We start from the raw sequence: 25,372 nt of genomic DNA on the forward strand, positions 1-25,372 counted from the left end.
AAACACCGGGGGAGACATGACCGAGATCGACATTCGCACCGAGGGCCGCGCCGGGCGCATCACCCTGAACCGGCCCAAGGCGCTCAATGCGCTGACATATGACATGGCTATGGCTCTGCATGCCGCCTTGCGCGACTGGCGCCACGACGACGCGGTGCGTGTCGTCGTGATCGACGCGGCCGGTGACAAGGCGTTCTGCGCGGGCGGCGACATTGCCGACCTCTATCGCAGCGGCACCGAGGGCGATTTCACCTATGGCCGCACGTTCTGGGCCGATGAATACCGCATGAACGCGGCGTTGTTCGAGTTCCCGAAACCCGTGATCAGCCTGATGCAGGGCTTTGTCATGGGCGGAGGCGTGGGCGTGGGCTGTCACGGCAGCCACCGCGTCGTGGGCGACAGCAGCCAGATCGCCATGCCCGAATGTGGCATCGGGCTGGTGCCCGACGTGGGCGGCTCGCTCCTCTTGGCGCGGGCGCCGGGGCGGCTGGGCGAATACCTGGGCCTGACGGCGGCGCGCATGGGGCCGGGCGATGCCATCGTGGCCGGCTTTGCCGACCACTACCTGCCCGAGGATCAGTGGCCCGCCCTGATCGCACGGCTGTGCGAAACCGGCGACGCGGCAGACGTGGCCGCCGCCGCCCTGCCCACACCGCAAGGCACGCTTGCGCCGCAGATGGACCGTATCAACGCGCTGTTCAACGAGGGCAGCCTGCCCGCCATTCTGGCCGCGCTGCGCGCCGATGACAGCGAGCTGGCCGCAAGCGCGCTCAAGTCGATCACCCGCAATTCCCCCCTGTCGATGGCCGTGACGCTTGAAATGCTGAAACGGCTGCGCGCCGGGGCGGGGATTCGCGCCGCGCTCGACATGGAATACCGCTTTACCTGGCGCGCGATGGAACAGGCCGATTTCCTGGAAGGAGTCCGTGCCGCCATCATCGACAAGGATCGCAACCCGCAATGGCGGCATGACCTCGACACGGTCAGCCCGGACGACGTCGCCGCCTTGCTGGAACCGCTGGGCGCGGACGCCCTGACATTCGAGGAGGAGGAATAAGCCATGAAAATCGGATTCATCGGACTAGGCAACATGGGCGCGCCGATGGCCGCCAACCTTGTCGCCGCCGGGCACGAGGTGACAGGCTATGACGTGGCGGGCGTCACCGTCGACGGCGTGGCGCAAGCCGCCAGCGGGCCCGAGGCCGCCAAAGGGGCCGAGGTGGTGATCACCATGCTGCCCAATGGCCAGATCCTGCGCAACGTCGCCGACGAGCTTGTCCCCGCGATGGAGGCTGGCGCGACGCTGGTCGATTGCTCGACCGTCGATGTCGACAGCGCCCGCGCCGTGGCCGCGCAGGCGGAAAAGGCGGGCCTTGGCTTTGTCGATGCGCCCGTGTCGGGCGGTGTGGGCGGCGCCACCGCGGGCACGCTGACTTTCATGTGCGGCGGCAGCGCGGATGCCTTTGCCAAGGCCGAGCCGCTGTTCGACATCATGGGACAAAAGGCCGTGCATTGCGGCGAGGCGGGCGCAGGCCAGGCAGCCAAGATCTGCAACAACATGATCCTGGGCGTGACCATGATCGCGACCTGCGAGGCCTTTGCCCTGGCCGACAAGCTGGGGCTGGACCGGCAAAAGATGTTCGACGTGGTCAGCACCTCGTCGGGCTATAGCTGGACGATGAACGCCTATTGCCCCGCGCCGGGTGTGGGCCCGCAATCGCCTGCTGACAACGATTACAAACCCGGCTTTGCGGCCGAATTGATGTTGAAAGACCTCGGGCTTTCGCAGCAAGCCGCCGAAGCGGTGGACGCCGATACCCCGATGGGCCAGGCGGCGCTGGCGCTTTACCGGCAATTCGTCGAGGACGAGGGCGGAACGGGGCGCGATTTCAGCGCCATGTTGCCCCGGTTCGAAAAACGCGGGCGCGGCTGAACGCTTGGCGCGGATGCGCGCGCGGGCTATGTCATCGTCATGACATGGTCCCCCGACAGCACGCCACTGGCCACGCTTGACGCGCCCGACCGGGCGCGCCTTGCCGCCCTGCCCGCGCAAACGCTCTCTGCCGGCGCGGTTCTTTTTCGCCCCGGCGACCGTGTGCAGGGATACGCCTTCGTCTTGTCGGGATGCGTCGATGTCTGCCTGACGGGCGCGTCGGGCCGCGAAATGCTGCTTTACTCGGTCGAACCGGGCCAATCCTGCATCCAGACGACAATGGGCCTTTTGTCCGACAGCGATTATTCCGCCGAGGCCCAGGCCACCTGCACCACGCAACTGGTGCTGATCCCGCGCGCCATGTTCCTGGACCTCATGAACCGCTCGGCCCCTTTCCGGGCCCTGGTCTTTGGGGCCTTCGCGCAGCGCATGCAGACGATGATGACGCTTCTGGAAAAGGTCGCGTTTACCCGCGTCGAATGCCGCCTGGCCGACAGGCTGTTGCTGCTGGCCGGCGGTGGCAGTACCGTGCGAGCCACCCAATCGGAACTGGCCACCCAAGTCGGCACCGCGCGCGAGGTGGTCACGCGCCGGCTTGATGCCTGGGCACGGCGCGGGCTGGTGCGCACGGGGCGCGGCACGGTCGAGATCCATGACAAGGACGCCCTGGCCCGGATCGCCAGCGGCGAAATGTGACGCGGTCACAGACGCGCACCGCGCGAGTTGGTATCATCACGCCACATCCGACGATAAAGGAGTCGACCAATGACCAAGAATATCGGCAATTTCGAACGCATTCTGCGCATCGTGGTGGGCGTCGCCCTGATCGCGGGCTTTTTCCTCAATGGCGGCGGCGGGTATAGCTGGCTGTACCTGCTGGGCATCATCCCGCTGGCCACCGGCATTATCGGCTGGTGCCCGCCCTATCAGTTGCTGGGCATCAATACCTGCAAGACCAAGTAATGCGCCCCGCGAGTCGCCCCGCACCCTAGTTAGCAGGTCACCGCGCAAAGGCGCGACCTGCGACAAGGGGCGGCGCGACTTGCATCACGCCTGCAAAGGCACGTTCAAGGGTCACGATGTGGTGGCGCCACCCCCGGCCAAGAGTTACCAAGCGGGATCAAAGCGCACAGTCGCGCAGGCCGAACTGGCCTGCACGGCCCGTTCGCGCGCTATTCGGCGGCTACCTTGCCCTGCTTCAACATCGGCTTCAGGTAATGCCCCGTGTGGCTGCGCGCGACCTCGGCCACCTCTTCCGGGGTGCCGGTGGCCACGATCTCACCACCACCATCACCGCCCTCGGGGCCGATATCTATGATGTGGTCGGCGGTCTTGATGACATCGAGGTTATGTTCGATCACCACCACGGTGTTGCCCGCCTCGACCAGTTCGTGAAGCACTTCCAGCAGCTTGCGCACATCCTCGAAATGCAGGCCCGTCGTGGGCTCGTCCAGGATGTAAAGTGTGCGGCCCGTCGAGCGCTTGGCCAACTCTTTCGACAGCTTCACGCGTTGCGCCTCGCCGCCTGACAGCGTGGTCGCCTGCTGGCCCACCTTGATATAGCCCAGCCCGACGCGCATCAGCGCATCCATCTTTTCACGGATGCTGGGAACGGCCTTGAAGAACTCTTGCGCTTCTTCAACCGTCATATCAAGAACGTCTGCTATGCTTTTGCCTTTAAATCGAATTTCCAAAGTTTCACGATTGTAACGCGCGCCCTTGCATGTCTCGCATTCGACATAGACATCGGGCAGGAAATGCATCTCGATCTTGATGACGCCATCACCCTGGCAGGCCTCGCAGCGGCCCCCTTTGACGTTGAAGCTGAACCGCCCCGGCTTGTAGCCGCGCGCCTTGGCTTCGGGCAGGCCGGCGAACCAATCGCGGATCGGGGTGAAGGCGCCCGTGTAGGTGGCCGGGTTGCTGCGCGGGGTGCGGCCGATCGGGCGCTGGTCGATGTCGATAACCTTGTCGAGGTGCTCCAACCCCTTGATCGTCTCGCACGGGGCCGGTGTCTGCCGCGCCCCGTTCAGCCGCATCGACGCTGTCTTGAACAGCGTTTCGATGGTCAACGTGGACTTGCCGCCACCCGACACACCCGTCACGCAGACAAACTTGCCCAGCGGAAACTCGGCCGTCACATCCTTGAGGTTGTTGCCCGTGGCCTTGACTACCGTCAGCTTTTTCTTGTTTCCTTTCCGACGCTTGGAAGGCACAGCTATTTCACGCGCACCTGACAGGTATTGCCCGGTCAGGCTGGCCGGGTCGGCCGCGACATCGGCGGGCTTGCCGTGGCTGACCACCTGCCCGCCATGCACCCCGGCACCTGGGCCGATATCGAACACGTAATCGGCCTCGCGGATCGCCTCTTCGTCATGTTCGACCACGATCACGGTATTGCCCTGGTCGCGCAGGTTCTTCAGCGTGGTCAGCAAGCGCGAATTGTCGCGCTGGTGCAGGCCGATGCTGGGTTCGTCGAGAACGTACAGAACGCCGGTCAGGCCCGAACCGATCTGGCTGGCCAGCCGGATACGCTGGCTTTCGCCGCCCGACAAGGTGCCGGCATTGCGGCTGAGCGTCAGGTATTCCAGTCCCACGTTGTTCAGGAAACCAAGACGTTCCCGGATTTCCTTGAGGATGGCGCGGGCAATCTCGTTCTTCTGCTTGGTGAGCGCGGCGGGCACCGTGTCGCACCAGGCATAGGCCTCCTTGATCGACATCTCGACCACCTGACCCACGTGCAGCAACTGATCGGGCGTGCCGATTTTCACCGCCAGCGCCTCTTCGCGCAGACGATAACCGCCGCAAGCCCCGCAGGGGCGGTTGTTCTGGTAGCGTTCGAATTCCTCGCGCACCCAGCTGGAATCCGTTTCGCGATAGCGCCGTTCCATGTTTGGAATGACCCCTTCGAACACGCGGCTGACCTGGTAGACGCGCCCACCCTCGTCATAGCGAAACTGGATCTCCTCGTCCCCCGACCCGTACAGGAACACCTGTTGCACATGGGCGGGCAGGTCTTTCCACTTGGCGTTGCGGTCGAACCCGTAATGCTTGGCAATCGCTTCGATCGTTTGCAGGAAATAGGGGGATTTGCCCTTGCGCCACGGCGCCAGCGCACCATCGCTGATCTTCAGGTTCTGATCGGGAACCACCAGCCGGTCGTCGAAAAAAAGCTCCATCCCCAGCCCGTCACATTCAGGGCAGGCACCGAAGGGCGCGTTGAACGAAAACAGCCGAGGCTCGATTTCAGGTATGGTAAAGCCGCTGACAGGACAGGCGAAGTTCTCGGAAAAGGTAATGCGCTCGGGGTCGCCCTCGCGCGGGGCGGTTTCCAGGACGGCGATACCATCGGCCAGGTCCAGCGCGGTGCGGAAACTGTCGGCCAGGCGCGTCTCCAGCCCCTCTTTTACCACGATGCGATCAACGACCACGTCGATGTCATGGCGGTATTTCTTGTCGAGCGTCGGCGGCTCGTCCAACTCGTGGAATTGCCCGTCAACCTTGACACGCTGGAAGCCCTGCTTGCGCAGTTCCAGAAACTCCTTGCGGTATTCGCCCTTGCGGTCGCGGATCATGGGGGCAAGCAGGTAGCCGCGCGTGCCCTCTTCCATGGCCATGACACGATCGACCATGTCTTGCACCTGCTGCGCCTCGATGGGCTGGCCGGTGGCCGGCGAATAGGGCGTGCCGACACGAGCGAACAGCAGGCGAAGATAGTCATAAATCTCGGTGACTGTGCCAACGGTCGAGCGCGGGTTTTTCGACGTGGTTTTCTGCTCGATCGAAATGGCGGGCGACAGGCCCGTGATGTGGTCGACATCGGGCTTTTCCATCATGTCGAGGAACTGCCGCGCATAGGCCGACAGGCTTTCGACATAGCGCCGCTGCCCCTCGGCATAGATCGTGTCGAAGGCAAGGCTGGATTTTCCAGACCCCGACAACCCGGTGATGACCACCAGCTCATCGCGCGGGATATCCACGTCGATACCTTTCAGGTTGTGCTCGCGCGCGCCGCGCACTTCGATCTTTTTCAGTTCGGCCATCTCTGCCCCCGGAAACCAACGGTTAACACATAGGTGAGCATGCCCGAGTCTCCAACCAAAATATGCGAACGGAAGCGGAACATACTCGCCCGGCGGCGATCAAGTTGCCGGCATTATGCGCAACTCCCCGCCGGAGAGGGGTGGTATTTCGTTTTTACATTCCCATTTTGGAATTTGTAGGGCATGATGCACGCATCCACAGCGCATGCGCGCCAAACTTGCCGATGGAAATGACAAGGATCCAACGATGTTCGGTTTTCTCAACCCGTCACGAAAGGTCGATTTCGACACGCTCATGCCCCGGATAGCCGCCGGTGACGTGACGCTTGTCGATGTGCGCGAGGCGGGGGAACTGGCCATGACCGGACAGGCGAAAGGCGCGATTCACGCTCCGCTTATGCGGCTGGCCGACCTGGCCGACCCAAGCCACCCCGACAAGCACCCCAAGCTGAACCCGGCAAAGCCCGTGGCCCTATATTGCGCAAGCGGCGCACGCTCGGCCCATGGCAAGCGGCTGCTTGAAAAGCTGGGCTATGCCGAGGTGGTGAACCTGGGCGGGCTGAACGACTGGGCGCGCGCTGGAGGTGCCGTGACGCGCTGAGCGCGTTCAATAGTGAATCGCGCGGTCCCAGGCATCGAGAACCGATTCATGCATCATTTCTGACAAGGTCGGATGCGGGAAAACCGCCTGCATCAGGTCTTCTTCGGTCGTTTCCAACTGCCGGCCAACCACGTACCCCTGGATCAGTTCGGTGACTTCGGCCCCGACCATGTGAGCGCCCAAAAGCTCGCCTGTCTTGGCGTCGAACACCGTTTTCACCATGCCCTCGGCCTCGCCGAGGGCAATGGCCTTGCCATTGCCAATGAAGGGAAAGCGGCCCACCTTTAGGTCATACCCGGCTTCTTTTGCCTGCGCCTCGGTCATGCCGACCGAAGCCACCTGCGGCTGGCAATAGGTGCAGCCCGCGATGCTGTCGGGTTTGACCGGGTGCACCTTCTGGCCCGCGATCATCTCGGCCACCATCACGCCTTCGTGGCTGGCCTTGTGGGCAAGCCACGGCGCGCCTGAGATGTCACCGATGGCATACAGCCACTCTACCCCGGTGCGGCAATATTCGTCGGTCACGACATGGGTCCGGTCGATCTTGACTCCCAACTCTTCTAGGCCCAGCCCCTCGGTGTTGCCGACGATGCCGACCGCGGAAATCACGGTGTCGAAATCCAGTTTCTCGGTCTTGCCGTCCTGTTCGATATGGGCCGTCACCTTGCCCTTGGCACGGTCCAGTTGCTTGACCGTGGCCTTTTGCCGGATCGTCATGCCCTGCTTTTCGAACTGCTTTCTTGCAAAGGCGCTGATCTCGGCATCTTCCACGGGCAGGATGCGATCCATCACCTCAACCACCGTGGTATCGGCGCCCAACGTGTTGAAAAAGCTGGCAAACTCGATTCCGATCGCCCCCGAGCCGATAACCAAGAGCTTTTTCGGCATGCGCTTGGGTTCCAACGCGTGCTTGTAGGTCCAGACCAGGTCACCATCGGCTTCGAGGCCGGGCAGTTCGCGCGCGCGGGCGCCCGTGGCCAGGATGATGTGCTTGGCGGTCAGATCCTCGGTGCCGTTGTCCGTCTTGACGCTGACCTTGCCCTTGGCGGGGATGCTGGCCGTGCCCATCACCACGGTGACCTTGTTCTTCTTGAGAAGGTGGCCCACGCCGCTGGCAAGCTGGCCCGCCACCCCGCGTGAGCGTTTCACCACCGCATCCAGGTCGTAGCCGATTCCATCAGCCGAAAGACCGAATTCCTTGGCACGGTGCATCAGGTGAAACACCTCGGCGCTGCGCAGCATGGCCTTGGTCGGGATGCAGCCCCAGTTCAGGCAGATACCGCCCAGGTGCTCACGCTCGACCACGGCAACCGACAGGCCCAACTGCGCGGCCCTGATCGCGGCGACGTAGCCGCCGGGCCCTGCCCCGATCACAACGATGTCGAACGATTTGGCAGCCATGGCGCCCTCCGATTCCAAAATTAGTTAAGCATTAAACTATTTTCGGAATTCTGGCAACGCGCCCGGTGAAAAGGCAACGGCGGGTGGGCCGTTGCCGACAGGGCATCCGACAGGGCCGGCGCGGTTCAGCAGGCCTGGGCCAGTTCCTGCATCTGGCGCACGGTATGGCCGTACCCGCCCGCCGCCAGGTAGGCATCTTCGGGCGGGGTCGTGGGGCGCGACAGCGCCGCGCTACGATACGGAAAGCGGCCAAACTCGCGTATCACCTCGCGATGGGCGCGGGCATGGAACAGGTTGGATTTCCCGGTTTCGGGCATCCGCTCTTTCACCAGGCGAACGCAGCGTTCCTGGTCGCACAGGTTTTCCGAATGCATCAGGGGCAGGTAAAAGAACTGCCGCGCCGGCTCGTCGATTGCCATATCCCATTTCTTGTCGATCGCGCATTTCGCAGCGGCCAGCGCCACGTCGTCGGTGGCAAAACTGTCGGCATGGCCACGAAACATGTTGCGGGGAAACTGGTCTGTCAGGATGATATAGGCCAGCACCCCGCTGGGATAGGTCAGCCACAGGCTGCACGCGCCGTCCGCCGCCTGTTTCCACGCGTCGAGGAACCGATCGCGGATCTGCTCATCCAGCGTTTCTCCTCCCTCGTACCAGCCCTTTGGCCCGACCTCGTCCAACCAGAACGACAAGACCTGTTCAACCGTCACCATTGGAGCCTCCGTCTCTCCAGTGAATTCGTTAATAAATTGTTACACAGACCGGGCCGCGAATTAACAGTAAATATTTACTACAGTTGCGACATTTTGTTATCAGGAGTCTTCTTTTTCGGCGTCTTCGGCCATGTCGGCGGCATATTCCTGCGCCGCCTCGATCGCCACCACCGAAGAGGTTGGCATAACCGGCGCATAGCTGCCGGTATCTTCCACCGAAGGCGCCGCGCGCTGCGTCATGCGATAGCCGGCATATCCCGCTAGGGCAAACATCAACACGGCGATGATGATGAAAAAGCCATATGGCCCCATCACGTTCATCAGCCAACCGGTGATCAGGGGCCCCGAGATCGCGCCCACACCGTTGACGAACACCATGCCGCCAGATGCGGCGGCCATGTCCTCGAATTCGAGGAAGTCGTTGGTATAGGCCAGAAGCAAGGAATAAAGCGGGTTCGACAACCCCCCTATCAAAAAGGCCGACAGCAAAAGGATGTTGTAGTTCTGGCCTGCGGAAAACGCCAGGATTGCCGCCGCCCCGCCCGCGGCCGAAGACCCCAGGATCAGAACACGCCGATCCATGCGGTCGGACACCCAGCCCAGCGGATACTGAACGATCGTGGCGCCGATATAGAATGTCGCGATGAACAGCGAGATCTGCGCAAGGCTCAGCCCGGCCTCGGCGCCGAACACCGCCGCCATGCCGAACTGCGCCGAAAAGACACCGCCCAGCAGGAACATGCCCACGAAACCCAAGGGCGACACCGTAAGCAACTGCTTGAGAGTCATGGGTTTTGTCGCTTCAAAGGCCGGTGTCGGCGAGATCGACAAAAGGATCGGCGCGAAAGAGACCGAAACCAGGACCGAGGCGACGATGAACAGAAGATAGCCGCTGGAATCCGGCAGGTTCAAAACGCCCTGGGCGGCCACGATGCCAACCATCTGCACGATCATGTAAAGCGACAGCGCCTGCCCGCGCTGATCGTTGTTGACCGAGTTGTTCAACCAGCTTTCGGCCGTGACATAGACCCCCGAGAAACAGAACCCGATGGCCACGCGCCCCGCAACCCACAGGTAAGGGTGCTGGAACGCCGGATAAAGGATCAGCACCGCCGACACGAAACTGGCCAGCGCCGCAAAGACGCGCACATGCCCCACGCGGCGGATAAGCTCGGGCGTCAGGCGCGAGCCGCCCAAAAAGCCCACGAAATAGGCCGACATGACGAATGACAGCTCAAGCGTGCTGAATCCCGCCGCCTCGCCGCGCACACCGAGAAGCGACCCTTGCAGGCCGTTGCCCAGCATCAAAAGCGCCATGCCCAGAAGCAAGGCCCACGTATTGGATAGAACCTGAAGCACGTCATTCTCCCTTGCCGCTCGGGGCTGTCTCTAACCGTTTCGCCCCCTTAAGTAAGGGCGGAATGCGACTCTTTATACATCGTTGAGGGTTTTCACGTTCGAAAGCGCGGTTCAACCGTCGCGCGGCGGTATCAGCAAAGAGGCGTCGCCGTAGGAAAAGAACCTGTAGTCATGCGAAACCGCGTGCTCGTAGATGCGGCGGATCCGGTCATGGCCCATCAATGCCGAAACCAGCATCATCAAGGTAGATCTAGGCAGGTGGAAATTCGTCATCAACGCATCGGTGACGCGGAAGGTGAAACCGGGATAGATGAAGATGTCGGTCTCTCCCTCCCACGGGCGGATGGCGCCGGTGTCGCGCGCCGCGGTTTCGATCAGGCGCAGCGCCGTCGTCCCCACCGGGATCACGCGACCGCCTGCCGCCCGGGTCGCCCCGATCTCGTCGGCGGCGGCCTGGCTGACCTGCCCCCATTCGGCGTGCATCTTGTGGGTGGTGACGTCCTCGACCTTGACCGGCAGAAAGGTGCCCGCGCCCACATGCAACGTCACGTGGGTGAACGCCACGCCACGCGCGGCGAGCCTTTCCAGCAAAGGCGCGTCGAAATGCAGCGATGCGGTGGGGGCGGCCACGGCCCCGGCTCTTGCAGCCCAGACGGTCTGGTAGTCGTGCTTGTCATGCTCGTCGGCGGGGCGCCTGGCCGCGATATAGGGCGGCAACGGCATGGCCCCCGCCTGCGCCAGCGCGGCGTCGAAATCCTCTCCCGTCAGGTTGAAGCGCAACGCGCCCCGCCCATCCTTGCGCCGTTCAAGAACCGCCGACAGGTCGGGCGAGAAAACGATGGTCTCCCCCTCGGCCACCTTGCGCAGGGGCTTGAGCAGCGCGTTCCAGGTGCCATCGGCCTGCGGTTCCAGCAACGTGGCCTCGATCCGGGCGCTGACCGGGCCTTGCCCGGCATCGCGCACGCGCTGCCCCGTCAGGCGCGCGGGGATCACCTTGGTATCATTCAGCACCAGCAGGTCGCCAGGCTGCAGGATGTCTGGCAGGTCGAAAACGTGGCGGTCATCAATCGCGTCGCCCTGCGCCAACAACAGCCGGGCCGCGCTGCGCGGGCGCGCGGGGCGCGTCGCAATCAGCCGCTCGGGCAGATCGAAATCGAAATCGGACAGTTTCATGTCTACTGCGTTACCTGGGGCGCCGGACGGCGGAAAATTTCGCGGAACATGCCAGGCGTGAAGATCGACAGCGGGTTGACCTGTACGCGCGGCGCGTCGGCCGTTCCCGTAAGCCGGTAATTGAAGCCGATCAACCCCTCGCCCTTGCGCGTCAGCACCGAGCCGATCCCGTTGAGCATGTAAAAGGGCGAGAACACGCCCTGCATGTCCATCGCCCCGCTGGCGATCTCATAGGTGCCATCCATCGAAATGCCCAGCGAAGACCCGGTGGCCGACGAGTTTTTGACCGTAACGCTGTCAGGCGTCAGCCGAAAGTCACCCTCGACCTGCGAAAAAAGAATACCCGAGCCGCCCAGTTGTTCAAGCAGCCCCACCACGCTGACCGCGTTCAGCAGCGCGGCCAGCGCGGGCGCGTCGCGCAGGCGCACGCTTTCGACATTCAGAAACCCGTCATAGCTGCCCTGGCCGCCCGCCGGCAAAAGCGTCAGGTCCAGCGCGCCGCCCCGCGCCTGGCTCAACAGGCCCGCCGACGCAAAGACAGCACCCGCATCATCCGATTGAATGCGAAAGGCGCTGCGCCCGTCGCGCGGCACCACGCGGCCGGTGACAAAGGCGTTACCGTTGACGCGCCCGTCAAAGCTGCCATCCATGCCGCGCGCTGTGGAAAACTCGCCCCGAAAATCGGTAAGCGCGATCCCGTCGGAAATTTGCAGACGCTCCAGCGCCAGGGAAATCGGCGCGCCCCCACCGGCCGTGCCGCCCCCGCCACCGGACATCGCGGTGCGGCGCAGATCGATGGTGCCGCCATTCACGGCCACGGCGGGAGAGGCGCCCGCGCCACGGCCCGTCAGGACCACGGGCGCATCCAGCCAGCCGCCCGCCCGGACCCGGTCGAAACGTGCTTCGGCCAGTTGGCCGTCGTCTCGCAACGTGATCTGCCCCGAGGCGCTCAGGCCCGGCGCCTCCAGCACAAGGCGGTCGATGCGCGGCCTGTCGCCCAGAAGCCCGGCCAGTTCCAGCGTTCCGTCTTGATTGCGCGTCATCGACCAGCCCAGCGATGGCAGCGACAACGCCAGCCCGTTGAGCGACGAGCGCAGCGTGAATTCCGGCGTCTCGCCAACCGGAAGCGTCAAGGCGATCGTCGCGGGCGCCTCGCCGTCCAACGTGCCGTCAGGAAGCCCCAGGTTGAACTCTTGCGCGAATTCGGGGGTCAGCGCGATCTCGCCTTCGACCCGGCTGCCACCAACGCCGCCGCCCAACGCGGTTTCCCAGAACGCGTCGAAAGGCACCTGCCCGACGCGGCCCTGGCCGCCGATCCGCAGGCGCGTCCGCGTCACCTCGACATCCAGGGCGGGCGCCGTCAGCACCCGTCCCGGCATGATGTCGGTACTGCGCACATCAAGCAGCCGGGCCCGGGCCGCTATACCCACCTCGTCGGGTTTCAGCCCCTTTTTCAGGATGATATCGAGCGTGCCGTCGATAGCGGCCTGCCCATCGGCCAACGTGACCGCGCGGCCGGCCTTTCGCAGGTAGTTGAACGGGTCCAGGTCAAGCAAGGACAGCGCCGAAGTTATGCTCGATCGCGTCTTTAGCCGCACCTGGGCGGGCGCCTGCCTGATACGCACGTCGGGCACGATGAAAGACGTGCCGGCCATGTCCACCACGCCACCCTGGGGCGCGGCCATCCGGCCCGCATCGGCCGAGACCACGAAACGTGAATCGCGCAGCACCGCTTGCCCGGCGGCCCCTGTCATATGCGGAAAGGTCTTGAGAACGGTCAGTTCGGTATCTTCGAAGCGCAGGCCGAGATACAGATCGGGGCCCGCGCGCGGCGCGCTGCGATAGGCCAGTTCGATATCGCGCAGGCTTGCCTGGTGCAGGTTGTCATCTATCCACTTGCGCGTGCGCGGTTTGACCGTTTCGGGCCAGAGCGCCAGAACTCGTTCCGGCGCGATGCTGTCCATGCCGCCCTGAACGCCCAGAACCCAACCATCGGGGGCGGCCTTCAGGCTGCCTGAAAGATGCATCGTGCTGTCACCATCGCGCACGGTCATGCGCCCGACATCCAGTTCGAACGGATCGAGCCGCAAACGCATGTCGGCATCCGCCCCCGCGATCTGGACAGGATCGTTATACAGGTCGCCGGGATTCGCGCGCAGGTCGGACATGCGGAACTGGCCGGTGAACTCGGTCGGCCATGCGTCTTCCAGCCCGTGCATCGTCGACACGCCTTCGGCGCGCAGGGTGGCCCAGGGGCTGACCAGCGTCAGGTCGTCAAAGTAAAGACGCGATTCATCGGGCGCGTAAGTCATGTAGGCGCGCAGACTGTCGAAGGGCACCGGCAGGGTTTCGTCCGTGGGCTGCAACACGCCCTCGTCGATCTGCAACGCCGCGCTCAACGGGCCCAGCTTGCCCTGGTTATCCATCGCGATGCGCATCGAGCCCGAGATGGGCGCGCGCAGCACACCCAGCCACGCCAGGGCGGGCGAATGCACCGCGATATCCTCGGCCGCCATGTCGGCCACTGTCACGCCGAACCGGGCCCCTGCCTGCCCCATGGTCCGGTCATAGTTGAACTCCAGCGTCGCAACCGATGCCCCGCCGCCCAGCAGCGCGAAATCGGCAGCCATGTCCAGGTTGTCGCCCGTGCGCGACAGGCGCAGCCGCCCGCCATCGACCGTCCAGCCACGGTCGAGCCGCGCATCCTCGTATCGCAGCGTCAGCGCCTCGGCCTCGATCTGGCGCAACTGCTGGAATTCCGGTTGCATCAGGATACCGTCGACCCCCTGCAGCAGGTGCGCCAGGTTGGCGCCCTGGCCGATCGGTGTCAGGGTATCACCCAGTGCTATGTCGAAGCCGCCATCCGGCAATCGCCGCAAACGCAACGACGCGCCCGCCAGGCGCAAGGATGCCGGGCGCAAGTGGCCCCGCACCAGGGCGGGCATGGACAGGCCCGCCGTCACGCGCGCCAGCGTGACCAGCGGCTGCCCGTCGGGGCGGGCCACGTCAACATCGCGCAGCAAGATGCGCGGGCGCCATCCTTCATCAACCCGGCCAACGATCTGGCCCACACGCACCCTGAGCCCGCCGGCCGACTGGTTCAACCGCGCCTCGACCTCGGAGCGCAGCCAGGGCGGCGCGGTGAAATCGCGCCCGATCGACCATTGCAACGCCCCGGCCACCAGGCCGAACACGACAATAACCACGCCAAGCGACCACGAAAGCCGGCGCACCCACCGGCGTCGTTTCCGCCCGGTCTGCTTGGTCTGGGTCTGCGGCCTGTCCTGTGTCACGTGCTCTCTGCCTTGCCGTCTTTATTCTTGCCTGCCCCGTCCTAATATGGAACTCACAAAACTCAAACGAGGGGAGAATTGGCCGATGGTCGCCGAAAACGATACCGCACCCGACTTTACCCTGCCGCGCGACGGCGGCGATGGCATCAGCCTTTCGGCCCTGCGCCCGTCGCCGGTTGTGCTGTTTTTCTACCCGCGCGACGATACCTCGGGTTGCACCAAGGAAAACATCGCCTTTTCGCAACTATACCAGCAGTTCCTTGATATCGGCGTGCAGGTTTTCGGCATCTCGAAGGACAGCGTCGCCAGCCATGAAAAATTCATGGAAAAGAAGGAACTGATCGTACCGCTTCTGTCGGATGAAAATGCCACTACCTGCGAAGATTACGGCGTGTGGAAAGAAAAGAAGATGTACGGCAAGACCTTCATGGGGATCGAACGCACGACCTTCCTGATTGACGGCGAAGGCAAGGTTGCCCGTGTCTGGCGCAAGGTCAAGGTCGATGGCCACGCCGAAGAGGTGCTGGAGGCGGCGAAGGCCCTGTGAGCAAGACACTGACGCAAATGGCCGTGGAGGTTCTGACCACCGCGGACGGGCGCGAAAAGACCGCGCTGTCGCATGCGCATGCCGCGGCGTGGTTTGCCGCGCGCAAGGCGGGCAAATCGATCGAGGTGGGCACCGCGGACCCGCCCCTGCGCCCCGCGCGCCCGGAAAAGCCCGAATTGCTGCACCCGCGCGATGTGCCCAAGCGCAAGCCCGGCAGCCCCCAGGGCCGCATCGCCATATTGCATGCCGTGGCCCATATCGAACTGAACGCCGTGGACCTGCACTGGGACATCATCGCGCGTTTCGGCCATGTGCCCATGCCGCCCGGTTTCCACGATGACTGGGTAAAATCGGCGGACGAGGAATCGAAACACTTCAACCTGGTGTGCGACTGCCTGGAGGCGATGGGCAGCCATTACGGCGCCCTGCCCGCCCATGCCGGCATGTGGCGCGCCGCCGAGGACACGCGCGACGACATCCTGGGCCGTCTGGCTGTGGTGCCCATGGTGCTTGAAGCGCGCGGCCTTGACGTGACACCGGGCATGATCGGCATATTCGAAAAGGCGGGCGATACGGGCGCGGTCGACGCGCTGAAAACCATCTACGCCGAAGAGGTCGGGCATGTCGCCTATGGCTCGAAATGGTTTCATTTCCTGTGCGGGCGCGAAAACCTCGATCCCAAAGACGTGTTTCACGAGCTGGTGCAGAAGTATTTTCACGGCCCGCTGAAGCCGCCCTTCAACGAGGAAAAGCGCGCCGAGGCCGGGCTGCCGCCCGATTTCTACTGGCCGCTGGCCGATGAAACGCCGCCTCGCACGGTCTGAACGGCGTGCCCAACCTATTAGGACTCGGCGGTTTTTCGCCGAATCGCCCGTTCCAGCGCCACACCAGCCCAAAATTGTTGCGCCCATGTGGAGGTCTGGTTAATCACGCCATGGGCGCACATTCCAGAAGGCGCCCAAGCCGAAACGGGACAAGGGGCGGTTTGTTGAGAACTCTGTTGGCTATCCGAACACACGCGATTCTGGAACGCTGGTTCCCCGAGAAGCGGCTGTTCCTGCGATCGGAAAGCGACACGCGCTTCATTCGACTGCGCCCACATACCCAGCTTTTTGCCTTCGCGGGCAGCGCGGCCCTGGTTGGATGGGCCACCATTGCCACGGCGATCTTGCTGATGGATTCGATCGGCTCGGGCAATTTTCGCGAACAGGCCAAGCGCGAACAACGCATGTACCAGGAACGGCTGAACGTGATTTCGGCACAGCGCGACAGCCGCGCCGCCGAGGCGCTGGCCGCGCAAGAACGGTTCAATTCGGCATTGGAACAGATCTCGATGATGCAGTCGCAGCTGCTTGAATCCGAGGATCGACGCCGCGAGCTTGAAACCGGCATCGAGGTGATCCAGACCACCTTGCGCCGTACGATGAAAGAACGTGACGCCGCACGCACTGAACTGGCCAATCTGCAATCGCAGGAACAAGACAAGGGCGCACAAAGTTTCATGGCCAGCGCGGGTTCCGTCGCCGAAGGCACGCTGAACATGCTGACCACCGCCTTGGCGGAAACGGCAGCCGAGCGCGACCAGATCGAAGCCAATGCGCAAGATGCGTTGTTGCAGGCCGACGACCTGGCGCTGCGGCTCAAGCTGCTGCAAGACCAGAACGACCAGGTCTTCCGCCAGCTTGAAGAGGCGATGGCCGTTTCGGTCAAACCGCTGGACAAGATGTTCCGCGCCGCGGGCATGAACACCGACAACCTGATCGACCAGGTGCGACGCAGCTATTCCGGCCAGGGTGGCCCGCTGACCCCCATCAGCTTTTCGACCAAGGGCGAAATGCCCGATATCGGCACCGACCGTGTGAACCGTCTGCTCGACCAGATGGACCGGCTGAACCTCTACCGTATCGCCGCCGAGGCCGCGCCTTTTGCCACCCCGGTCAAGGCGGGCTATCGCTTTACCAGTGGCTTCGGCTATCGGCGCGACCCAAAGACTGGCGGCCGCAGGCTGCACCAGGGCGTCGATTTCGCAGGCCCCGTCGGCACGCCCCTCTACTCCACCGCCGATGGCGTCGTCACCCATGCCGGCTGGTCCTCTGGCTATGGCCGGTTGGTGAAGATCCAGCACCAGTTCGGTCTCGAAACCCGGTATGCCCACATGTCGCGATTAAACGTGAAAGTGGGCCAAAGGGTCTCGCGCGGGGAGCGGATCGGTGATATGGGAGCTTCTGGACGTGTGACTGGCCCCCACCTGCACTACGAGGTGCGCGTTGGCGGTAAGGCTGTCAATCCTATGATCTATATCAAGGCTGCAAACGATGTTTTCTAAAAGCAAAATCAACGATCCCGGCCCCAAGGCTGCAGAGGCGACAAAGCCCGCAACCCCGGAAACCAACGCGGCGCCCAAGCCGCAGTCCGATTTCAAATCCGGCACGACGCCCAAGGCAAAACCGCCCGCATCGGTTCTGTCGGCTGATCTGCACATTACCGGCAACATCAAGACCACCGGCGATGTGCAGGTTGAGGGCACTGTCGAAGGTGACATTCGCGCCCACTTGCTGACGATCGGCGAAAGCGCCACCATCAAGGGTGAGGTCATCGCCGATGACGTGGTCATCAACGGCCGTATCGTGGGCCGCGTGCGCGGCCTGAAGGTGCGCCTGTCGTCGACCGCACGGGTTGAGGGCGACATCATTCACAAGACGATCGCCATCGAATCCGGTGCCCATTTCGAAGGGTCCGTGCAACGCCAGGACGACCCGCTTTCGGGCAAGTCGGGCCAGAAACAGGCGGCTGCCGCCTCGGGTCAACCGCAGCAGGCAACCACGCCCGCCGGTGACACCACAAAGGGCTGAGCCTGCAAACAGCCATGAACGTGAACGGGCGCCTATTGAAGGCGCCCGTTGTCGTTTCGGAACCGGCGGTTTTTCTCAGGCTTCAAGCTCGGCATCCCAGTAAAGAAAGTCCATCCAGCTTTCGTGAAGGTGGCCCGGCGGAAACTTCCGCCCCATGTTGCGCAGTTCTTCGGCCCCTGGTGCGCGTGGCGGGCGCCGCAAGGACAGGCCCGACCGGCGCAAAGTCTTGGACCCTTTGCGCAGGTTGCACGGGGCACAGGCCGCCACCACGTTTTCCCAACTGGTCACGCCGCCCGCCGCGCGCGGCACGACGTGGTCAAAAGTCAGCTCTCCCTTCGAGCCGCAATATTGGCACCGGAATTCATCCCTCAGAAAAAGATTAAAGCGCGTGAAGGCCACGCGCTTTTGCGGTTTTACAAAATCTTTCAGCACCACCACCGACGGTATTCGTATCACCGTCGAGGGGCTGCGCACCGTCTCGTCATACTCGGCGACGATGTTCACCCTGTCCAGCCAGACCGCCTTGACCGCCTCTTGCCAGGGCCACAGCGACAGGGGGTAGTAAGACAAGGGCCGATAATCCGCGTTCAAAACCAGCGCCGGATATCGCCGGAGCCCGCCGGGCTCTTTTACAAATTCTGACCTGAAATCGCCATCCATCGGGGACTCGTCCTCCGCCCTGCCTGCATCAATACGTGACACCAGGGCGGGACGCGCCCGCCCCAAGATAACCCTACTATATATCGCGGCGGCAACGGGGCAAGCCCCACGACATGGGGTAGGGTCACGCGCAGACTGGCTTGCCATTGAAACAGGAAAATGACAGCGGCCCGCGCAACGCGGCGCCATCCACCAAAAGTCGCAGGGCCCGGCGGGGCCGCCCTGCCCTTTTGCGGGCGCGTCGTCCCTATGCGTTCAAAGGTTGCATTTGTCGCGCATGAAGGCCAGCGCAACCGACAGCCCATCGGGGGCAATGCCGTGCGCCGTGCCTTTCATGATATGGGCATATACTTCTTTCCAGCCCGCGTTTTGCAATGCTTCGGCCGCATCGGGCAGCGATTGCACCGGCACCACGTCATCGGCATCGCCATGCACCAGCAAAACGGGCGGCCGGCTGACGGTTTCATCGCTCAACAACTCGGGATTCAGCAAACGCCCCGAGAAACCCACCAAGCCTGCGATCTCGTCTTCGCGGCGGGGCGCGACATGCAGGCTCATCATCGTGCCCTGGCTGAACCCGAACAGCACCATCTGCTCGGGCAGAAGGTCTTCGTCCACCAGCAGCGCATCAAGAAAGGCGTTCAGGTCGTCCACCGCCGATGCCATGCCGCGCGCGGCAGCTTCCTCGGATGATCCATCCAGCCACGGGATTGGGAACCACTGGTAGCCCGAGGGCATGCCGGGAATCGATTCAGGCGCATCGGGCGCCACGAACAAGGTATCCGGCAGGTGCTCGCCCAGGACATCAGCCAGGCCCAACAGGTCGGCCCCGTTGGCGCCATATCCATGCAGGAACACCACGACGGAACGGGTGCTGCCCGAAACGGGTTCCTTGCGGCCGGCGGTCAAAACTCGTGTCATGCGATCCCCTCGCGTTGTTTTTCGACATGGTAGTAGGCCCAAAGCATCCGCGCCGCAACCGACCGCCAGGGCGACCAATCCTCGGCCATCCGGCGCAGGGCACGTTCGCCAGGTCGCTCGGGCAGATCGTACAACATCCGCGCGGCCTCTTGCAGCGCCAGGTCGCCGGCGGCGAAAACATCCGCATGACCCAGGCTGAACTTGGCATATATCTCGGCCGTCCAGACGCCGATTCCCTTGACTGCCGTCAGCGTTTTCACGACCTCGTCGGTCGAGGCGTCGCGCAGGCGGTCATAGTCGATACCCGCGGCCGCCAACGCCTGGGCATAGGTGGCTTTCTGACGGCTCAGGCCGTGGCTGCGCAACTCGTCCTGCGATAGCGCGAGTATGGCCTCGGGCGTGGTCAGGCCGGCCTGTTCAAGCCGACCCCAGATCGCGCGGGCCGATGCCACGCTGACCTGTTGGCTGACAATGGCCCCAAGAAGTTGCGCAAACCCGTCGGGTCGCCGGCGCAGCGGCAGCGGGGCACATAGATCATGGGCATGGGCCATGCGCGGGCAGCGCCTGGCCAACCACTCCGCGCCCTCGGCCACGTCGGCATCGGTCTCGATGATCCGCGTCACGCGGGCAGCTGACCAGTCAGCACGTAGCGCAGGATCTGGACCACCTGCCCTGGCTCGCGGGCGACGGCCAGCGCGGCGGCATCGACCTCTTTCAAGGCGTGGTCATGCTCGGGCTGTTGCAGGATGATCAGCGATTTGCCCAAGGCCGCAGCATAGCCCGCGTCAAAAGCCGCGTTCCACTGCTTGTACTTTTCTCCGAAACGCACGACGACAACATCTGCGTCGGCCAGCCCCTTGCGTGTGCGGATGGCATTGACCATCGCGCCCTTGTGGTCGTGCCAATACTTTTTGTCCTCGGCGCCCAGGATGGTGACGCCGCAATCATCGCTGGCGGCGTGGTCGGTGACGGGCGCAGAAAACTCAACGTCCAATCCTTGCGCGCCCTTGATGATCTGCTCGCGCCAATCGGTGTGAATCTCGCCCGACAGGTAAACTTTCAGCATCGTGCCCTCCGTCAATACCAGCCCCCTGATAACAGCATCAGGTCTTGCGTGCCACGATGTAACGGCTTGTCTCGGGGTCGGTGACCGCCTCCAAAACCTCGAACCCGGCATCGGTTATCATCGCCTCGATCTCGGCGCCCGACAGGCGCTGCAACCGGGGCGCTTTTCCCAGCCATTGCAGCAGCGGCAGCGCCTTGAGAACCAGCCGGATTTTCCAGTTCAGCCCTGGTTGGCCAAGGCACACGGTTTTCGAGATGAACACCCCGCCAGGTTTCAGCCGGTCACGCAGATCGGCAAGGGCCGCTTGCGTATCGGGCACCAGGTGCAACAGGTTATGCGCCAACACCACGTCGAACGGCCCGGCGGGCGAGTCCGCGATATCCGCCGCCACGAAGGTGGCGTTTGTCACGCCCTCGTCCCGCGCTCGCTCTTGCGCAATGCGGATCATTTCAGGGGCGATATCGGTGGCGGTGATATGCCCCAGGTTCGGGGCCAATTCGCGCGCGGTGCCGCCCGTTCCACAGCCCACCTCAAGCGCATGATCGCCCGGTGACAGGTAATTGCGGGTGCGTGCCAGCGTGCGCTTGTAGGCATCGATGTTGCGCACGGGCATTTTCGCATAGCGCGGCGCGGCCTTGCTCCAGAACTCCTCGGGTGTCGTCATGCGCTCTCTCGTACCGGGGGCAGCCCGCATCCGCCGCGCGGCTTTCGCGGTACGGGTGTTTTGCCAGGGCACATTTGCCGCGGGCGCGTTCAGCCCCGCAGCACGCCGCCCGTGGCCTTGGTGACCTTGTCCACGATCTTCTGGCTGACCGCCTCGATATCCGCCTCTTTCAGCGTCTTTTCCGTGGGTTGCAGCCGCACGGTGATGGCCAGGGATTTCTTGCCCTCGCCCAGGCTGCCGCCGATGAACTCGTCGAACACGCGGACATTCTCGATCAGCGCCTTGTCAGCGCCAGCCGCGGCGTTCACCAGCGTCAGCGCCTCGACCGTGGAATCGACGACAAAGGCAAAATCACGCTCGACCGCCTGCAGGTCATGCAGGATCAACGCGCCACGGCTGGCCGACTTGTTCTTGGGTTCGGGAATTTCGGCCGGCCAGATGGTAAAGGCCACGGCCGTGCCCTTGATGTCCATCTGGCGCAGCACCTTGGGATGCAGCTCACCGAAAACGGCCAGTTGTTTCTTCGGGCCGAGACAGATCACCCCGTGACGGCCGGGATGGAACCAATCGGGCCCGTTGCGCAGGATTTGCGCCTTTTCCGGCGCGCCCAGGGCCGAAAGGATCGCCTCGGCATCGGCCTTGGCGTCGTACAGGTCAACCGCGCGCGCAGCGCCGTGCACATCCTTTGGCCCGGTGCGCCCGACCAGAAGGCCCGTGACCGCAAGGTGCTGCTGACCCGGCTCACCGCCGGTAAAGGCCGGGCCAACCTCGAACAGGGCCAGATCGTTGATGCCGCGCGCCTGGTTGCGGGCCGCTGCCTGCAACAACCCCGGCAAAAGGTCCGGGCGCATGTGGCTCATCTCCGAGCTGATCGGGTTGGCCAACATCGTCGCATCGTCACCGCCCCCGAACAGCGCGGCCGACACCTGATCGATGAAGCTGTAGGTGACACATTCGTTATACCCCAGGGCCGCCGTCGTGCGCCGCGCGGTCTGTTCGCGTTTCTGCGCGGTTGTCATCACCGGCGCGGGCACGCCAACCTGCGCGCGCGGCATCGGCTTGCCCACCAGTTTGGTCAACGAGGCGACACGCGCCACCTCTTCCACCAGGTCGGCCTCGCCCATCACGTCGGGGCGCCAGCTTGGCACCCAGGCCATGTTGCCCTCCAGCCGGAATCCAAGCGCCTCAAGCGTGGCACGCTGTTCGACCTCGGGGATGTCCATGCCGACAAGGCTGGTCACGCGCTCGGGCTTCAACTCGTAGGCGCGGGCGGTATCGGGCACGTCGCCCGCCACGACCACGTCCGACGGCTCCCCGCCGCACAATTCGAGGATCATGGCGGTCGCATCCTCGATGGCCTGCATGTTGTAGCCCGGGTCGATCCCGCGTTCGTTGCGATAGCGCGCGTCGGAATTGATCTTGAGCGCACGTCCCGTATGGGCGATCTGGATGCGATCCCAGACAGCAGCTTCAAGAAACACGTTCACGGTGGCCTCGGTGCAGCCGGTTGCCAGCCCGCCCATGACGCCTGCGATGGACTCGATGCCATTGTCATCGGAAATCACCACCTGCCCGGGTCCGAAGGTGTATTCCTTCTCGTCCAGCCCAACCAGCGTTTCGCCGCCCTGGGTGCGGTGCACCCGCAGGTTGCCCTGCACCTTGTCGGCGTCGAACACGTGCAGCGGGCGGTTGCGGTCGAAGGTAAAGAAATTGGTCACGTCCACCAGCGCGCTGATCGGGCGCAAGCCTATGGCGCGAAGCTGGTCTTGCAACCATTTCGGGCTCGGCCCGTTCCTGACCCCGCGGATCAGGCGACCGGCGAAAACCTCGCACCCATTTTGGCGGGTGTCCTCGTCGATCGTGATGGTGATCGGCGAGGGAAACTTGCCCTCGATCCGAGGCGCCTCGACGGGCTTCATCGTGCCCAGCCCCCGCGCCGCCAGGTCGCGCGCGATGCCGCGCACCCCAAGCGCGTCCTGCCGGTTGGGCGTGATCGCGATGTCGATGACCGGGTCGACCTTGACCGGGTCGTGTTCGGCCAGCCAGTCGGTGAAACGCTGCCCCACGTCACCCGAGGGCAATTCGATGATGCCGTCATGTTCGTCCGACAGCTCCATCTCGCGCTCCGAGCACATCATGCCGTGGCTTTCCACACCGCGGATCTTGCCGACCTGGATCGTGGTGTCGATGCCGGGCACGTAGGTGCCGGGCCTGGCCACCACCACGGTGATGCCCTCACGCGCATTGGGCGCGCCGCAGATGATCTGCGCCTCGCCCGCATCCGTCTGCACCATGCAAACCTTCAGCTTGTCAGCATCGGGATGTTTCTCGGCCCGAAGCACCTTGCCGATGGTAAAGGCCCCCAGCCGCGCTGCGGGGTCGGCGACCTCTTCCACCTCGAGGCCCAGATCGGTCAGGGCGTCAAGGATTTCGTCAAGCGTCGCGGTCGTGTCCAGATGGCGTTTCAGCCAGGAAAGCGTGAATTTCATGGGCCTGCTGCGGGTTATGAGACGTATCGCGCCGCTCATAGCCCATCGCGGCCATGGGCGAAAGGGGCTGTGCGGGCGTGATACGCGCAATCACGCGCTCAGTCATCCGCCCGCCGCGCCAGGGTATCCAGCCGCCCCATGCGCCAAAGCTGGATTTCGCGAGCCAGCCGCAACGTGGGCTTGAGACAAAAGAAAACCGAGCCCATGATGAACAACCAGATGGCAAGGGTTTCATAGTCGGGAAAGAGAAACAACACCGATCCCAGCAGGAACGAGATTGCCGCCAGGAAATCCACTGCCGTATGGGCGATTTCATAGGCGGCATAGACACGTCGCGTGTCGGCGTTGCGCTCACGATTTTCATGGGAAAAGAGGGGCATTGCACACTCCGTTCGGGCATACGCACGAAACGACCCTGCCCGCCCGATCGGGTTGCTGAAAGGGCGGCAACGCGCCGTTTTCTTGCGAAAGAAAACGAAACGGAATTCTTGCAAGAATTCCGTCCGCGCGCGGTTTACCTGCTCAACCCGCCCCGGATCGTCGGCACGTCCAGCGACGCGAACCCGTAATGGCGCAGCCAGCGCAGGTCGCTGTCGAAAAACGCACGCAGGTCGGGAATACCGTATTTCAGCATCGCGATCCGGTCGATCCCCATGCCAAAGGCAAAGCCCTGCCACTGCTCGGGGTCGATGCCCCCGGCCTGCAGAACCTTGGGATGAACCATGCCGCTTCCCAGCACTTCAAGCCAGTCGTCGCCTTCGCCAACCTTGACGGTGCCGCCTTCGAACGAACACTGGATATCGACCTCGGCCGAGGGTTCGGTGAACGGGAAATGCGAGGCGCGGAACCGCGTTTTCACGGTCGTGCCGAAAAAGGCCGTGAAGAATTCTTCCAACACCCATTTCAGGTTGGCCATCGAAAGATCGCGGTCGATCGCCAGCCCTTCGACCTGGTGGAACATCGGCGTATGGGTCTGGTCGTAATCGGCGCGGTAAACGCCGCCGGGGCAGATGATGCGGATGGGCGCGCCCTGCGCCTCCATGCTGCGGATCTGTACCGGGCTGGTATGGGTGCGCAGAACGAAGGGCGGGCGCTCGTCGCCCTCGTCGCGGTGCATGTAGAACGTGTCCATCTCGGCACGCGCCGGATGATGCCCGGGGATGTTCAGCGCGTCAAAATTGTACCAGTCGGTCTCGACCCGCGGCCCCTCGGCCACGGCAAAGCCCATATCGGCGAAAATCGCCGTGACCTCTTCGGTCACCTGGCTGACAGGGTGAATCGTGCCGGCGCGGCGTGGGCGCGCGGGCAAGGTCACGTCCAGCCACTCGGCGCGCAACCGCGCGTCGAGCGCCGTATCCTCAAGCGCCGCGCGCTTGGCCGCGATGGCGCTGTTGATCTCATCCTTCAGCTGGTTCAACGCGGGGCCGGCCACCTGCCGCTCTTCCGGGCTCATCTTGCCCAGTTCGCGCATCTTCAGGCTGATTTCGCCCTTTTTGCCAAGGGCCTGCACGCGCAGCTCTTCCAGCACGGCCTCGTCTGCGGCCTCGGCGATCCGTTCGATATACTTGTTGCGCAGGTCGTCCATACCGGCCTCGTTCAGCTTGGTCCGCGCCTGACTATCCGCCCCCGCATGAAAGCGCAAGCCACGCACCGCATG

23 protein-coding genes are annotated in these 25,372 nt (G+C 63.7%); 9 read left to right on the forward strand and 14 right to left on the reverse strand.

Annotated features, from left to right (window positions below):
• Positions 1–16 precede the first annotated feature (16 nt).
• The 4 genes from M8744_RS08430 (at position 17) to M8744_RS08445 (ending at position 2,896) form a co-directional block, all read left to right on the forward strand.
• Entirely contained in the window at positions 17–1,057 is a 1,041-nt protein-coding gene (locus tag M8744_RS08430) for an enoyl-CoA hydratase/isomerase family protein (protein ID WP_251413059.1), read from the forward strand.
• A 3-nt stretch (positions 1,058–1,060) separates the two neighbouring features.
• Complete coding sequence (gene mmsB, locus M8744_RS08435; RefSeq protein WP_251413074.1) at positions 1,061–1,933, forward strand: 3-hydroxyisobutyrate dehydrogenase; 873 nt, start codon at positions 1,061–1,063, stop codon at positions 1,931–1,933.
• Positions 1,934–1,972: 39 nt separating this feature from the next.
• Complete coding sequence (locus M8744_RS08440) at positions 1,973–2,629, forward strand: Crp/Fnr family transcriptional regulator (protein WP_251413077.1); 657 nt, start codon at positions 1,973–1,975, stop codon at positions 2,627–2,629.
• 69 nt (positions 2,630–2,698) lie between these two features.
• A complete protein-coding gene (locus M8744_RS08445) occupies positions 2,699–2,896 on the forward strand; it encodes a YgaP family membrane protein (RefSeq protein WP_251413080.1) in 198 nt (65 codons plus the stop codon).
• Positions 2,897–3,105: 209 nt separating this feature from the next.
• Here the strand turns inward: M8744_RS08445 and uvrA are convergent, their stop codons facing one another.
• On the reverse strand, positions 3,106–5,976 hold the full coding sequence (gene uvrA / locus M8744_RS08450) for an excinuclease ABC subunit UvrA (RefSeq protein ID WP_251413091.1): 2,871 nt from the start codon (positions 5,974–5,976) through the stop codon (positions 3,106–3,108).
• Between the two features lie 205 nt (positions 5,977–6,181).
• On the opposite strand from uvrA, the gene M8744_RS08455 reads away from it, so the two are divergent.
• A complete protein-coding gene (locus M8744_RS08455; protein ID WP_251413104.1) occupies positions 6,182–6,577 on the forward strand; it encodes a rhodanese-like domain-containing protein in 396 nt (131 codons plus the stop codon).
• A 6-nt stretch (positions 6,578–6,583) separates the two neighbouring features.
• Here the strand turns inward: M8744_RS08455 and lpdA are convergent, their stop codons facing one another.
• From lpdA to M8744_RS17825, 5 genes are all read right to left on the reverse strand, one after another.
• Complete coding sequence (lpdA, locus tag M8744_RS08460; RefSeq protein ID WP_251413119.1) at positions 6,584–7,978, reverse strand: dihydrolipoyl dehydrogenase; 1,395 nt, start codon at positions 7,976–7,978, stop codon at positions 6,584–6,586.
• A 125-nt stretch (positions 7,979–8,103) separates the two neighbouring features.
• The gene (locus tag M8744_RS08465) at positions 8,104–8,691 is read right to left on the reverse strand and encodes a DUF924 family protein (RefSeq protein ID WP_251413121.1); all 588 of its coding nucleotides are present in this window, start codon (positions 8,689–8,691) and stop codon (positions 8,104–8,106) included.
• Between the two features lie 99 nt (positions 8,692–8,790).
• A complete protein-coding gene (locus M8744_RS08470) occupies positions 8,791–10,050 on the reverse strand; it encodes an MFS transporter (RefSeq protein ID WP_251413124.1) in 1,260 nt (419 codons plus the stop codon).
• 111 nt (positions 10,051–10,161) lie between these two features.
• Positions 10,162–11,223, reverse strand: coding sequence for a tRNA preQ1(34) S-adenosylmethionine ribosyltransferase-isomerase QueA (gene queA / locus M8744_RS08475; RefSeq protein WP_251413140.1), 1,062 nt, complete (start codon positions 11,221–11,223; stop codon positions 10,162–10,164).
• Positions 11,224–11,225: 2 nt separating this feature from the next.
• A complete protein-coding gene (locus M8744_RS17825) occupies positions 11,226–14,516 on the reverse strand; it encodes an AsmA-like C-terminal region-containing protein (RefSeq protein ID WP_251413143.1) in 3,291 nt (1,096 codons plus the stop codon).
• Between the two features lie 85 nt (positions 14,517–14,601).
• Here M8744_RS17825 and M8744_RS08485 point away from each other — a divergent pair, with 85 nt between their 5' ends.
• From M8744_RS08485 to M8744_RS08500, 4 genes are all read left to right on the forward strand, one after another.
• Positions 14,602–15,063, forward strand: a complete 462-nt coding sequence (locus tag M8744_RS08485) for a peroxiredoxin (protein ID WP_251413146.1) — start codon at positions 14,602–14,604, stop codon at positions 15,061–15,063.
• Positions 15,064–15,080: 17 nt separating this feature from the next.
• Positions 15,081–15,887: a ferritin-like domain-containing protein gene (locus M8744_RS08490; protein ID WP_251413787.1), complete on the forward strand. Its 807-nt coding sequence runs from the start codon at positions 15,081–15,083 to the stop codon at positions 15,885–15,887.
• Between the two features lie 164 nt (positions 15,888–16,051).
• Positions 16,052–17,389: a M23 family metallopeptidase gene (locus M8744_RS08495; protein ID WP_251413149.1), complete on the forward strand. Its 1,338-nt coding sequence runs from the start codon at positions 16,052–16,054 to the stop codon at positions 17,387–17,389.
• Complete coding sequence (locus tag M8744_RS08500; protein ID WP_251413152.1) at positions 17,379–17,915, forward strand: bactofilin family protein; 537 nt, start codon at positions 17,379–17,381, stop codon at positions 17,913–17,915. The genes M8744_RS08495 and M8744_RS08500 overlap by 11 nt, the downstream gene beginning before the upstream one ends.
• A gap of 75 nt (positions 17,916–17,990) precedes the next feature.
• On the opposite strand, the gene M8744_RS08505 is transcribed toward M8744_RS08500, so the two are convergent.
• The 8 genes from M8744_RS08505 to pheS all read right to left on the reverse strand — a co-directional run bounded on the left by M8744_RS08505 (position 17,991) and on the right by pheS (position 25,300).
• Positions 17,991–18,575 (reverse strand): HNH endonuclease, encoded by a 585-nt coding sequence (locus tag M8744_RS08505; RefSeq protein WP_251413155.1) that lies wholly within the window; start codon positions 18,573–18,575, stop codon positions 17,991–17,993.
• A 255-nt stretch (positions 18,576–18,830) separates the two neighbouring features.
• Positions 18,831–19,496 carry an alpha/beta hydrolase gene (locus tag M8744_RS08510; RefSeq protein ID WP_251413158.1) on the reverse strand — a complete coding sequence of 222 codons (666 nt, stop codon included), beginning with the start codon at positions 19,494–19,496 and terminating at the stop codon, positions 18,831–18,833.
• Entirely contained in the window at positions 19,493–20,119 is a 627-nt protein-coding gene (locus M8744_RS08515; protein ID WP_251413162.1) for a DNA-3-methyladenine glycosylase family protein, read from the reverse strand. Before M8744_RS08515 ends, M8744_RS08510 begins: the two co-directional genes overlap by 4 nt.
• A complete protein-coding gene (locus M8744_RS08520; RefSeq protein ID WP_251413165.1) occupies positions 20,116–20,562 on the reverse strand; it encodes a YtoQ family protein in 447 nt (148 codons plus the stop codon). The genes M8744_RS08515 and M8744_RS08520 overlap by 4 nt, the downstream gene beginning before the upstream one ends.
• Before the next feature lie 37 nt (positions 20,563–20,599).
• Entirely contained in the window at positions 20,600–21,226 is a 627-nt protein-coding gene (locus M8744_RS08525) for a class I SAM-dependent methyltransferase (protein ID WP_251413168.1), read from the reverse strand.
• A gap of 89 nt (positions 21,227–21,315) precedes the next feature.
• Entirely contained in the window at positions 21,316–23,715 is a 2,400-nt protein-coding gene (pheT, locus tag M8744_RS08530) for a phenylalanine--tRNA ligase subunit beta (RefSeq protein WP_251413171.1), read from the reverse strand.
• 98 nt (positions 23,716–23,813) lie between these two features.
• A complete protein-coding gene (locus M8744_RS08535; protein WP_251413174.1) occupies positions 23,814–24,095 on the reverse strand; it encodes a YrhK family protein in 282 nt (93 codons plus the stop codon).
• A 134-nt stretch (positions 24,096–24,229) separates the two neighbouring features.
• Entirely contained in the window at positions 24,230–25,300 is a 1,071-nt protein-coding gene (gene pheS / locus M8744_RS08540; RefSeq protein WP_251413793.1) for a phenylalanine--tRNA ligase subunit alpha, read from the reverse strand.
• Between the last annotated feature and the right edge of the window lie 72 nt (positions 25,301–25,372).

This window comes from Lutimaribacter degradans (assembly GCF_023703375.1).
GTDB lineage: Bacteria > Pseudomonadota > Alphaproteobacteria > Rhodobacterales > Rhodobacteraceae > Lutimaribacter > Lutimaribacter degradans.

Bases quoted from the DNA above. Each gene is read 5' to 3' on its own strand.
- M8744_RS08430 (WP_251413059.1), top strand. From the start codon at position 17: ATGACCGAGATCGACATTCGCACCGAGGGCCGCGCCGGGCGCATCACC.
- mmsB (WP_251413074.1), top strand. From the start codon at position 1,061: ATGAAAATCGGATTCATCGGACTAGGCAACATGGGCGCGCCGATGGCC.
- M8744_RS08440 (WP_251413077.1), top strand. From the start codon at position 1,973: ATGACATGGTCCCCCGACAGCACGCCACTGGCCACGCTTGACGCGCCC.
- M8744_RS08445 (WP_251413080.1), top strand. From the start codon at position 2,699: ATGACCAAGAATATCGGCAATTTCGAACGCATTCTGCGCATCGTGGTG.
- uvrA (WP_251413091.1), bottom strand. From the start codon at position 5,976: ATGGCCGAACTGAAAAAGATCGAAGTGCGCGGCGCGCGCGAGCACAAC.
- M8744_RS08455 (WP_251413104.1), top strand. From the start codon at position 6,182: ATGCGCGCCAAACTTGCCGATGGAAATGACAAGGATCCAACGATGTTC.
- lpdA (WP_251413119.1), bottom strand. From the start codon at position 7,978: ATGGCTGCCAAATCGTTCGACATCGTTGTGATCGGGGCAGGGCCCGGC.
- M8744_RS08465 (WP_251413121.1), bottom strand. From the start codon at position 8,691: ATGGTGACGGTTGAACAGGTCTTGTCGTTCTGGTTGGACGAGGTCGGG.
- queA (WP_251413140.1), bottom strand. From the start codon at position 11,223: ATGAAACTGTCCGATTTCGATTTCGATCTGCCCGAGCGGCTGATTGCG.
- M8744_RS08485 (WP_251413146.1), top strand. From the start codon at position 14,602: ATGGTCGCCGAAAACGATACCGCACCCGACTTTACCCTGCCGCGCGAC.
- M8744_RS08490 (WP_251413787.1), top strand. From the start codon at position 15,081: ATGGCCGTGGAGGTTCTGACCACCGCGGACGGGCGCGAAAAGACCGCG.
- M8744_RS08500 (WP_251413152.1), top strand. From the start codon at position 17,379: ATGTTTTCTAAAAGCAAAATCAACGATCCCGGCCCCAAGGCTGCAGAG.
- M8744_RS08505 (WP_251413155.1), bottom strand. From the start codon at position 18,575: ATGGATGGCGATTTCAGGTCAGAATTTGTAAAAGAGCCCGGCGGGCTC.
- M8744_RS08510 (WP_251413158.1), bottom strand. From the start codon at position 19,496: ATGACACGAGTTTTGACCGCCGGCCGCAAGGAACCCGTTTCGGGCAGC.
- M8744_RS08520 (WP_251413165.1), bottom strand. From the start codon at position 20,562: ATGCTGAAAGTTTACCTGTCGGGCGAGATTCACACCGATTGGCGCGAG.
- M8744_RS08525 (WP_251413168.1), bottom strand. From the start codon at position 21,226: ATGACGACACCCGAGGAGTTCTGGAGCAAGGCCGCGCCGCGCTATGCG.
- pheT (WP_251413171.1), bottom strand. From the start codon at position 23,715: ATGAAATTCACGCTTTCCTGGCTGAAACGCCATCTGGACACGACCGCG.
- M8744_RS08535 (WP_251413174.1), bottom strand. From the start codon at position 24,095: ATGCCCCTCTTTTCCCATGAAAATCGTGAGCGCAACGCCGACACGCGA.
- pheS (WP_251413793.1), bottom strand. From the start codon at position 25,300: ATGGACGACCTGCGCAACAAGTATATCGAACGGATCGCCGAGGCCGCA.